Origin of the sequence: Pseudomonas cedrina subsp. cedrina, from assembly GCF_001983175.1 — a bacterium.
Taxonomy (GTDB): Bacteria; Pseudomonadota; Gammaproteobacteria; order Pseudomonadales; family Pseudomonadaceae; genus Aquipseudomonas; species Aquipseudomonas cedrina.
Map to the genome: position 1 here is coordinate 432,791 of NZ_MNPW01000002.1, position 10,459 is coordinate 443,249.

At 62.7% G+C, this 10,459-nt stretch carries 9 protein-coding genes and 1 pseudogene; 7 read left to right on the plus strand and 3 right to left on the minus strand.

Going from position 1 to position 10,459, the window contains the following annotated elements; genetic code table 11:
* The first annotated feature begins 3 nt into the window (after positions 1-3).
* The 4 genes from kdpB to BLL36_RS05110 all read left to right on the plus strand — a co-directional run bounded on the left by kdpB (position 4) and on the right by BLL36_RS05110 (position 6,199).
* Positions 4-2,061, plus strand: coding sequence for a potassium-transporting ATPase subunit KdpB (gene kdpB / locus BLL36_RS05095; protein WP_197678453.1), 2,058 nt, complete (start codon positions 4-6; stop codon positions 2,059-2,061).
* A gap of 86 nt (positions 2,062-2,147) precedes the next feature.
* Positions 2,148-2,693 carry a potassium-transporting ATPase subunit KdpC gene (gene kdpC / locus BLL36_RS05100; protein WP_076950385.1) on the plus strand — a complete coding sequence of 182 codons (546 nt, stop codon included), beginning with the start codon at positions 2,148-2,150 and terminating at the stop codon, positions 2,691-2,693.
* A 127-nt stretch (positions 2,694-2,820) separates the two neighbouring features.
* Positions 2,821-5,472, plus strand: coding sequence for a sensor histidine kinase (locus BLL36_RS05105; protein WP_076950386.1), 2,652 nt, complete (start codon positions 2,821-2,823; stop codon positions 5,470-5,472).
* A gap of 37 nt (positions 5,473-5,509) precedes the next feature.
* Positions 5,510-6,199 carry a response regulator gene (locus tag BLL36_RS05110; protein WP_076950387.1) on the plus strand — a complete coding sequence of 230 codons (690 nt, stop codon included), beginning with the start codon at positions 5,510-5,512 and terminating at the stop codon, positions 6,197-6,199.
* A 124-nt stretch (positions 6,200-6,323) separates the two neighbouring features.
* Here the strand turns inward: BLL36_RS05110 and BLL36_RS05115 are convergent, their stop codons facing one another.
* Entirely contained in the window at positions 6,324-7,361 is a 1,038-nt protein-coding gene (locus BLL36_RS05115) for a patatin-like phospholipase family protein (RefSeq protein ID WP_076950388.1), read from the minus strand.
* A 227-nt stretch (positions 7,362-7,588) separates the two neighbouring features.
* Here BLL36_RS05115 and BLL36_RS05120 point away from each other — a divergent pair, with 227 nt between their 5' ends.
* From BLL36_RS05120 to BLL36_RS05130, 3 genes are all read left to right on the plus strand, one after another.
* The gene (locus BLL36_RS05120; RefSeq protein WP_003172685.1) at positions 7,589-7,867 is read left to right on the plus strand and encodes a hypothetical protein; all 279 of its coding nucleotides are present in this window, start codon (positions 7,589-7,591) and stop codon (positions 7,865-7,867) included.
* A 44-nt stretch (positions 7,868-7,911) separates the two neighbouring features.
* Complete coding sequence (locus BLL36_RS05125) at positions 7,912-8,673, plus strand: CHAD domain-containing protein (protein WP_076950389.1); 762 nt, start codon at positions 7,912-7,914, stop codon at positions 8,671-8,673.
* Between the two features lie 89 nt (positions 8,674-8,762).
* The gene (locus BLL36_RS05130; RefSeq protein WP_076950390.1) at positions 8,763-9,560 is read left to right on the plus strand and encodes an acyl-CoA thioesterase; all 798 of its coding nucleotides are present in this window, start codon (positions 8,763-8,765) and stop codon (positions 9,558-9,560) included.
* 33 nt (positions 9,561-9,593) lie between these two features.
* Here the strand turns inward: BLL36_RS05130 and BLL36_RS05135 are convergent.
* Together BLL36_RS05135 and BLL36_RS05140 are read right to left on the minus strand one after the other, a co-directional pair.
* Positions 9,594-9,833, minus strand: a pseudogene (locus BLL36_RS05135) (terminase); the annotation flags it as partial.
* Between the two features lie 216 nt (positions 9,834-10,049).
* On the minus strand, positions 10,050-10,457 hold the full coding sequence (locus tag BLL36_RS05140; protein ID WP_076950392.1) for an Imm50 family immunity protein: 408 nt from the start codon (positions 10,455-10,457) through the stop codon (positions 10,050-10,052).
* Positions 10,458-10,459: the final 2 nt, after the last annotated feature.

The window sequence follows — 10,459 nt, forward strand, 5'->3', positions numbered from 1 at the left end:
ACAATGAATATGCCTGCAAAAAATGCCGCTCCGGTGCAAACCCGGGAGCCTGCCAAGACCGCCATCTCCGCCCTGTGGCGCCCGGCGCTGGTCCAGGCGTTCGTTAAGCTGGACCCGCGCCAACTGAAGCGCTCGCCGGTGATGCTGGTGGTCGAGCTGACCGCCATTCTCACCACCGTGCTGTGCTTTGTGCCTGATACCGCCGTGCCGACCTCTGTCGCTGTGCAGATCGCCGTGTGGCTGTGGTTCACCGTGCTGTTCGCCAACTTCGCCGAAGCCTTGGCCGAAGGGCGTGGCAAGGCGCGCGCCGACAGCCTCAAGGCCGGCAGTGAAGGCCTGAGTGCACGTCGCAAGGAAGGCGACGGCAGCTTCAAGGTCGTACCGGCCACCAGCCTGCGCAAAGGCGATGTGGTGCGCGTCGCCGCCGGGGAAATGATCCCCGGTGACGGCGAAGTCATCGAAGGGATCGCGGCGGTCAACGAAGCCGCCATCACCGGTGAGTCCGCACCGGTCATCCGTGAATCCGGCGGCGATCGCTCGGCCGTCACCGGCAACACGCGCCTGGTGTCGGACTGGCTGCTGATCCGCATCACCGCCAACCCCGGTGAGTCCACACTGGACCGCATGATCGCCCTGGTGGAAGGCGCCAAGCGCCAGAAAACCCCCAACGAAGTCGCGCTGGATATCCTGCTGATCGGCCTGACCCTGATCTTCCTGTTGGTGGTGGTGACCCTGCAACCGTTCGCCCACTTCGCTAATGGCAGCTTGCCCCTGGTGTTTTTGGTCGCACTGCTGGTGACGCTGATTCCTACCACCATCGGCGGCTTGTTGTCGGCCATCGGCATCGCCGGCATGGACCGCCTGGTGCGCCTCAACGTGATCGCCAAGTCCGGCCGTGCCGTCGAGGCGGCGGGTGACGTGCATGTGTTGCTGCTGGACAAGACCGGCACCATCACCTTTGGTAACCGTCGCTGCACGGCGGTGGTCGCGGCGCCGGGCGTGAGTGGCAAGGAAGTGGCCGAAGGCGCGCTGTTTGCTTCCCTGGGGGATGACACGGCGGAAGGTAAATCCATCGTCGAGTACCTGCGCGCCTTGCACCCACAGGCCGAGCCCGCTGCGGATGAGCTGACGGTCGTGCCGTTCAGCGCCGAGACTCGTTTGTCCGGTGTCGATTACCAGGGCCGCGTGTTTCGCAAAGGCGCGGTGGATTCGTTGCTGGCGTTCATCGGTCAACAACGTAGCGACCTGCAACCAGCACTGTCGCGGGAAATCGACAAGATCGCCCAGAGCGGCGGCACGCCATTGCTGGTGTGCGCCGATGGCAAGTTGCTCGGTGCGATCCACTTGAAGGACGTGGTCAAGCCCGGCATCCGCGAGCGGTTCGCCGAGCTGCGCAAACTCGGCATTCGTACCGTGATGGTCACCGGCGACAACCCGCTGACCGCTGCCGCGATTGCTGCCGAGGCCGGTGTGGATGACGTGCTGGCTGAAGCCACGCCTGAGAAGAAGCTCGCGCGCATTCGTCATGAACAGAATGACGGTCGCCTGGTGGCGATGTGCGGCGACGGCGCCAACGACGCCCCGGCGCTGGCCCAGGCTGACGTCGGCATGGCGATGAACGACGGCACCCAGGCCGCCCGCGAGGCCGCCAACATGGTCGACCTCGACAGCGACCCGACCAAGCTGCTTGATGTGGTGCAGATCGGCAAGGAATTGCTGGTGACGCGCGGCGCGCTGACCACTTTTTCCATCGCCAACGACGTGGCCAAGTACTTCGCCATCCTGCCGGCGCTGTTCGCCTCGATCTACCCGCAACTGGGCGTGCTCAACGTGATGCATTTGCAGAGCCCCCAGAGCGCGATCCTCTCGGCCATCGTGTTCAACGCGCTGATCATCGTGGTGCTGATCCCGCTGGCGCTGCGCGGTGTGCGTGTGCAGGCGGCGAGCGCGGCGGCGTTGCTGCGGCGCAACCTGCTGATCTACGGGCTGGGCGGGCTTGTGGTGCCGTTCGTGGGCATCAAGGCGATCGACATGCTGCTGACCGCGCTGCATCTGGTGTAACCCGATCGTTCCCTCGCTCCGCGTGGGAACGCGGCCCCGGACGCTCCGCGTCCCTGCGATCCGATCATTGAATTGAGGAATCCAAAATGTCCAACATCATCCGCCCGGCCCTGAGCCTGCTGGTGCTCATGACCCTGATCACCGGCGTCGCCTACCCACTGGTGGTGACCGGCGTCGCCCAAGTCGCCTTTCCGGATCAGGCCAACGGCAGCCTGGTACGCGATGCCAGCGGCAAAGTGCGCGGCTCCAGCCTGATCGCCCAGGACTTTACCGGTGACGGCTGGTTCCACCCGCGCCCGTCGGCCGGTGCTTTTGCCACGGTTTCCAGCAGCGCCAGTAACCTGGGGCCCAGCAACCCGGCGCTGGCCACGCGCGTGTTCGATGACGCGCAAAAACAGTTAGTGCCCAGCCAGGGCCCGGTGCCTCTGGCATCGCTGACTACCTCCGGCAGCGGTCTTGATCCACACTTGCCACCGCAGGCGATTGCCTATCAACTGGCGCGGGTGGCCGCGGCGCGGAATGTGCCGGTGTCGAGCTTGCAGCGGTTGCTTGATGAGCATATCGAAAGCCCGCTGGTGGGGCCGCCGGTAGTAAACGTACTGGCGCTGAACATGGCTTTGGAAAAGTTGTAGGCAGTGGCACCGCCATCGCGGGCAAGCCCGGCTCCCACAAGGAAATGCATTCCAACTGTGGGAGCCGGGCTTGCCCGCGATGGCGGCATCAAAGATTCCATATAAATACCTGAAGGAACCCCACAGCATGAGCGACTCCGGCCGCGCCGATGCCCTGTTAGCCGATCTGCCCCGCAACGGCCGTGGCCGGCTCAAAGTCTTCCTCGGCGCCGCGCCGGGCGTGGGCAAGACCTACGCCATGCTCCAGGCCGCCCATGCGCAACTGCGCCAGGGCGTCAAATTGGTTGCCGGCGTGGTCGAAACTCACGGCCGCGCCGAAACCGAAGCCTTGCTCAGCGGCCTGCCGCAGCAACCCCTGCTGCGCAGTGAATACCGTGGCGTATTGCTCGAAGAAATGGACCTCGACGGCCTGCTCGCCGCCAAGCCCAAGCTGGTGCTGGTCGACGAACTGGCGCACAGCAACGCCCCCGGCAGCCGCCACGAAAAGCGCTGGCAAGACATCCAGGAATTGCTCGCCGCCGGCATCAACGTATTCACCACGGTCAACGTCCAGCACCTGGAAAGTCTCAATGATCAGGTGCGCGGCATCACCGGCGTGCAGGTGCGCGAAACCCTGCCGGACTGGGTGCTGCAGGAAGCCGACGAATTGCTGCTGATCGACCTGCCGTCCCGCGAGTTGCTCGAGCGCCTGCGCGACGGCAAGGTCTATGTGCCGGAACAGGCCCGCGCGGCCATTGATGCGTTTTTTACCCAGACCAACCTCATGGCCTTGCGCGAGCTGGCGATGCAAACCGCCGCCGCCCACGTCGATGACGATTTGGCCCAGGGTTACCGCCAACTCGGCCAGGCCGCACCGGCGGTGCGCGGACGCTTGCTGGTCGGGGTGGACGGCGATGCGCAGGCCGAGCGCCTGGTGCGCCATGCCAGCCGTGTTGCCCAGCGCCGGCATTTGCCGTGGAGCCTGGTGCATATCGATAACGGCCGCGTGCGGGATGAACAGTCGCGCTCGCGCCTGCAAACTGCCCAGCAATTGGCCGAACGCCTGGGCGGCGAGGTGGTGTTGCTGCGCGCGGGGGAGGTCGCCAAGACGCTGATCCAGCACGCCCGCGAACGTCGCGCCAGCCTGCTGCTGGTGGGGCAATCGAGCATGGGTTGGCGGCGTCAGCTGTTCGGTGGCGGCCTGGCCGCGCGGTTGCTGCGCAGCGCGCGCGGCCTGGAAATCAATGTCCTCGACAGCGATGACACTCCCGCACCGCCACGCATGCCGCAGGTGCGCGGGCTGGTGTGGTTCGACTACGGGCTGGCGGTGCTGGCGACGGTGATCGCGGCGGCGGTGGCCTGGGCGGTGTCCAGCGTCTTGCCGCTGCCGAATATTTCGCTGGTGTTTCTGGCGGCCGTCTTGCTGGTGGCGGTGCGCAGCAGCCTGGGGCCGTCGCTGGTGTGTGCGGCGTTGTCGTTCATGACCTATGACTTCCTGTTTATCCCGCCGAATTTTTCCTTCGCCGTCCAGCGCGAAGAAGATGTACTGACCCTGCTGTTCTTCCTGCTGATGGCGGCGTTGACCGGTAACCTCGCCGCCCGCCAGCGTCGCCAGTTGCAGGCGTTGCGCGATACCCAGGAAGAAACCAGCGAACTGCTCGACCTGTCACGCAAACTCACCGCCGCCACCGACCGGCAGGCGGTCGTCAGTGCCGCGGCCCATCACCTGGAAGGCTGGAGCGACCTGGACCTGTGCCTGGTCAATCGCGATGGCCAGGGTGGCTGGACGATCGAGACTGGCGGCCCGCTGACCCTCACCGACGCCGAGCGCGCCGCCGCCGATTGGGCCTGGCAACATGACCAGCCGGCGGGCAAGGGCACCGGCACCTTGCCGCTCGGGCGTTGGTGGTGGTGGCCGCTGTCGGGCGAAGAGGGGCCGCTGGGTTTGCTGGGTGTCAGCCCCAAACCCGGCCTGGAATTGAGCGGCCAGCGCCGTCGCTTGCTGACCGCCTTGAGCCAACCGCTGGCCCAGGCATTGGCGCGGGCGCAACTGGCCCAGGAGCTGGAGTCGGCGCGTCTGCACGGCGAAACCGAGCAACTGCGCAGTGCCTTGCTGGCCTCGGTATCCCACGATTTGCGCACGCCGCTGACCTCCATGCGTGGCAGCATCGACAGCCTGTTGGCCCTTGGCGAAGCCATCCCGCTGGAAGATCGTCGCGAGCTCCTTGAAGGCACCCGCGATGAGGCCGAGCGTCTCGACCGTTATATCCAGAACTTGCTCGACATGACCCGCCTCGGCCATGGCGCGTTGAAGCTGGCGCGGGATTGGGTGTCGCCGGGCGATATCGTCGGCAGCGCCCTGGGCCGCCTGCGCGCAGTGCTGGCGCCGCTGCGGGTGAGCACCGACGTGCCGCCTGAGTTGCCGTTGCTGTATGTGCATGCCGCGTTGATCGAGCAGGCGTTGGTCAATGTGCTGGAAAACGCCGCGCGGTTTTCGCCGTCGCAAGGGCGTCTGCAGCTGAGCGCCGGCGTCTCGGATAACCAGTTGTTTTTCGCGGTGGCCGACGAGGGGCCGGGCATTCCCGAGGACGAGCGCGCGAAAATCTTCGATATGTTCTACACCGCTGCGCGGGGCGACCGGGGCGGGCAGGGCACCGGCCTGGGCCTGGCGATCTGCCAGGGCATGGTCGGTGCCCACGGTGGGCATATCCGCGTGGCCGACGGCATTGACGGGCGCGGCACCTGCATCACCTTGTTCCTGCCGTTGCCGACCCAGCCTGGCCTGGAGCGCGAGGCATGAGCTACCCTGCGTTCTTCACGGATTTTGATGGAACACCATGAGCCAGACCGCGACGATTTTGGTCATTGATGACGAACCGCAGATCCGCAAATTCCTGCGTATCAGCCTGGCTTCCCAGGGCTACAAGGTAATCGAAGCCGGCACCGGCACCGAAGGCCTGGCCCAGGCCGCGCTGAGCAAGCCGGACTTACTGGTGCTCGACCTTGGCCTGCCGGACATGGATGGCCAGCAGGTGCTGCGCGAATTTCGCGAGTGGTCGACGGTGCCGGTGCTGGTGCTGTCGGTACGGGCCAGCGAAGGGCAAAAGGTGGAGGCCCTCGACGGCGGCGCCAATGACTATGTGACCAAACCCTTCGGCATCCAGGAATTCCTGGCCCGGGTGCGGGCGTTGTTGCGTCAGGCGCCAATTGGGGAAGCCCAGGAAGCAGCCTTGCGTTTTGGCCCGTTGACGGTGGACCTGGCCTATCGCCGGGTGCTGCTGGACGGTGCCGAAGTGGCGCTGACGCGCAAGGAGTACGCCGTGCTCGCGCAGCTCGCCCGGCACCCGGGGCGGGTGATTACCCAGCAACAATTGCTCAAGGACATCTGGGGGCCGACCCATACCGAGGACAGCCACTATCTGCGCATTGTGGTAGGGCATCTGCGGCAGAAACTGGCGGACGATCCGACGCAGCCGCGGTTTATCGTGACCGAGGCGGGGGTGGGGTATCGGTTGTTGAGTGCCTGAGTGTGTCTGTGCCTGAACTGGCCTCATCGCAGGCAAGCCAGCTCCCACATTTTCTGATGTGTGAATACATTCAACTGTGGGAGCTGGCTTCCCTGCGATAGGGCCATCAGCCACACCCAAAATCTTAACCCTGCTCACGCTCATAACGGTCCAACGTATCACTGGCAATCTCCCGCCCCAGCGCGATCAACTCCGGCGCCTTGTAGAACTCGAAAAACCGGCACACCCGCTTCGGCACGTTGATCAGTACATCCGGCGGGTAGCCGGCGATCTTGTACTGCGCCAGCGAAGTCTGCATCACCTCGAAGCTCTGGTTGATCAGGTCCAGCAGTGACGCCGGGCCGACGTTGTCGATGATGAACGACCCGGTCGCCGACTTCGGTGCGCCGGGTTTTTCCGGTGCGGCGGCGGGTTGTTGGGATTCCGGCTCGGCGGACTCCAGCCACGGGTTGATCTCCGCGGCCTGGGCCTCCAGTGCCTCTTGCTCCAGCTTCATCAGCTGTTCGGCCTGCTTGCGGCGAAACGGCAGGTGCGATCCCAGTGATTTGGCCAGGTTATTGAAGCGACTCTTGAACGCCGGCGGGCGCTGGATCACCGGTAACTGGTAGTGTTTCTGGTTGGTGGCGTTGAGGTTGACCGCGATGATCAAGTCGCAGTGGCTCGACACCACTGGCACGATGGGCAGCGGGTTAAGCAGGCCGCCGTCCACCAGCATGCGGTTGCCTTGCATCACGGGGGTGAACAGGCTGGGAATCGCCGCCGATGCGCGCATGGCCTGGTGCAGGCAGCCTTCCTGGAACCAGATTTCCTGCTGGTTGGTCAGGTCGGTGGCGACGGCGGTGTAGGGAATGCGCAGCGCTTCGATATTGATCTCGCCGACGATCTTGCGGATCTGGCCGAAGACCTTCTCGCCGCGAATCGCGCCCAGGCGGAAACTCACATCCACCAGGCGCAGTACATCGAGGTAGTCGAGGCTTTCGATCCAGTTGCGGTATTCATCCAGCTTGCCGGCGGCGTAGATCCCGCCCACCACGGCGCCCATCGAACAGCCGGCGACACAGGCGATGTCATAGCCGCGCCGTTCTATTTCTTCGATCACCCCGATATGGGCGTAGCCCCGGGCCCCGCCGGAACCCAGCACCAAGGCAACACGCTTTTTCATGGTCGACTTACTCCCAAAACAGGTGCCCACAATGCACCCATTGAGGGGGCGGCTTCAATCTTCGCGGGGGCCCGAAATATTATTCCGGGATAACCGTGGTGCTCGGGTATGCTTTGCGATGCCTGGGCCAATAGGTACTGTCGATTTCGGGATCGGACAAGGCACTTTTCCCTGTAGGCAACGTCTACAACGTACGACTGTTTCTTCTTTATTTTGAGGTGTCATCAATGAAAGCCTGGATGTGTGTGCCTGTGATCATGTTGGCGCTGGCCGGTTGTGCCGGTAAAACCGCGTACCGCGACAGCTGCGGCAGCCAATTGGACGCCGCCTGGAAGGAACTGGACCTGGCCAAGGCCGAAGGTTTTGCCGGCACCGTGAGCTACTCTAAAGCACTGTCGTTGTTGACCGGTGCCAAGACCCAGCAACAATTTGAAGCGTTTGAAGGCTGCTCCAACAAGGCCGAGAAAGCACGGTTCTATATTCGTGAGTCGCGCGCCGGGCGTTGACCTATAGTGGTGAGCAGGATTTTTCATCAGAGAGTGGGGGCAGGATGTCAGCGTTGGTCGATCAGTTAGTCGCTCAGGTCATTGGCCTGGAAGTAGGGTTACTGAGCTGCCAGGCTCGCCTCGCCGCCGTCACCGACGATGAAGCCCTGCATGACCTGCGCACCACGGTACGCCGACTGCGCAGCCTGTTGCGCCCCTTGCGCGGGTTGCCAGGGGTTGAACAGCTTGAATCGGCCGCCAGCAGTGTGGGCCAGATGACAACGCCGCTACGCGACCGTGAGGTGCTGGCGGCGTATTTGCACCAGCATGGCCATCACGAGGCCGCTGACCGGCGCCTGCGCCTGCAACCCGATGCCTATCGCCAGGTGGCGCAAAGCCCGGAACTCGCGCATCTGCTGCTGATCCTCGATGCTTTCCCACGGTTTGTCCGCGCGTGCGAACACCAGAAGCTGCTCAAGGGCCTGCGCTCACGCATTGAAAAGCGTTTGGCCAAGCAGTGGCAGAAACTCGGTGACGCCTTGAAAGACCCCGACCATGATCGCCATCGCCTGCGGCTGTTGATCAAGCGCGTGCGCTACGCCGCCGAGGCCTACCCTGAATTGAGCAAGCTGCCCGCCAACGCCATGTCGCGCCTGAAAAAAGCTCAAGGTGCGCTGGGCGATTGGCATGACTGCTGGCAATGGTTGGCCCAGGCCGAGCAGCAGGCGGATCTGCAACCTTGCGTTGCGGTGTGGCATCGCACCATGGTCAAGGCGGAGCGTGAGGCGGATCGGGTTCTGGATAAACTCAGCAGCGACTGTTTCTGAGCGGGTCCGGCTTTTGGCCGGATAAACGCTGTACCTGGCGGGCCCGATGGTTAATATCCCCCATCTGTCCTTTTTGATGTGAGACCGCCATGCGCTTTAGTGATTTGCTCGACGCCGCCCGTAGCAACCCGCTGGACGTCACCATCCCCGCCGAATGGGGCCAGGGTCGCGCGACCTTCGGTGGCCTGGTTGCCGCCTTGCAATACGAAGCCCTGCGCGCCCAGGTGCCGGCCGATCGCCCACTGCGCTCGCTGGCCATCACCTTTGTCGGCCCGGTAGCACCGGACGTTTCCGCGAGTTATCAAGTCGAAGTGTTGCGCGAAGGCAAGGCCGTCAGCCAGTTGCTCGGTCGGGTGGTACAGAACGGTGAAGTGGCGACCCTGGTACAAGCCAGCTTCGGCGCGTCGCGAGCGTCGGAAATCGCCGTTGAGAGTGAAGCACCACCGGTGTTCAAACACTGGGATGAGTGCCAGGAGCTGCCCTACATCAAGGGCGTCACCCCCGAATTCATGCGCCACCTGGCAATGCGCTGGAGCGTCGGCGGCTTGCCGTTCACCGGTAATAAATCCCGCGACATGGGCGGTTGGGTGCGTTTGCGCGGCGATGTCAAGGAAGAGCCGCTGACCGAGGCGCACATCCTCGCCCTGGTCGATGCCTGGCCGCCGGCCTTGCTGCCGCACCTGAAAAAACCGGCCCCCGGCAGCACCCTGACCTGGACCATCGAGTTCATCCAGCCCTTGCAAGCCCTCACGACGCTCGACTGGTGCCAGTACCACGTCACCATCGAACACGCCCGCGACGGCTACGGCCACGCCGCCGCCGCACTCTGGAGCCCGACCGGCGAACTGATCGCCCTTAGCCGCCAGACCGTGGTGGTCTTCGCCTGACGTTAATGCCGGTGACGTTGCTGTTCAACACAAAGCGGCCTGTGTTTCGACGCTATGACCCTTCCGCTGCAACGCCACGCCAGCCAGGATACCCACAATGCCTACGGCAACACTGCCGGGGCTCAGGCTGAATACCCCGGATACGATCAACAGAAACCCGATGATGAACAGCGGCACGGCAATCAGGCGCAAAGCCTGGTTGGTCGGGTGTTGTTGGTTCTGCGGGTGGGTACGCCATTGCCAGGCGGGGAGATTGGGGTGACGTTTGCCCATGATGGTGAATCCTCTGTCCGTTGAAGTGGCTTGGGCAGAGTTTAGGTGGGGTGGGGCGGAGGGGGCGAATTGGGGTTGGCTATGGGGGTCATAGAGCGCAATTTATAGCCAGCCATGTTTACGTCCAAATCACGCAATCATAGTCATCCATGTGTACCAGAAAGTGAGCTCCCTATGGACCACCCGGAATGGGTATCCAATCGTTTCACGCTCGGATTATTTGAAGTAGTAGTCGTCCGGTCCGTTAATGTAAACACTAGGGTCTTTAAGTGAAATGAATTTCGCATTAAACTTTATCGATGCGTTGTCGCTGATGGCCTCAAATGTGAAATAGCCACTGTCTTTATTGATCTTTACGGTGAAAACTTCATGTGCCGGAATATTTGAAATCTTCAGGTTTTTGATCTCGTGGAAAGTTAGCCCTACTCTACACATGTTATATCCTTTATTTTTCCATTTTTCTGGTAAGTTATCTGGGAATTCAGGTATATCGAAACCCATGCCAATGCTGGGTTGGTCATTTTCTATCCTTATAGAAAAAAGAGCTATTTTTCCAATTTCAACAGAAAAACTAAAAAGCTTGTTAAAAAATATGCTTCCATCTAAATCATTCCAATATTTCATGT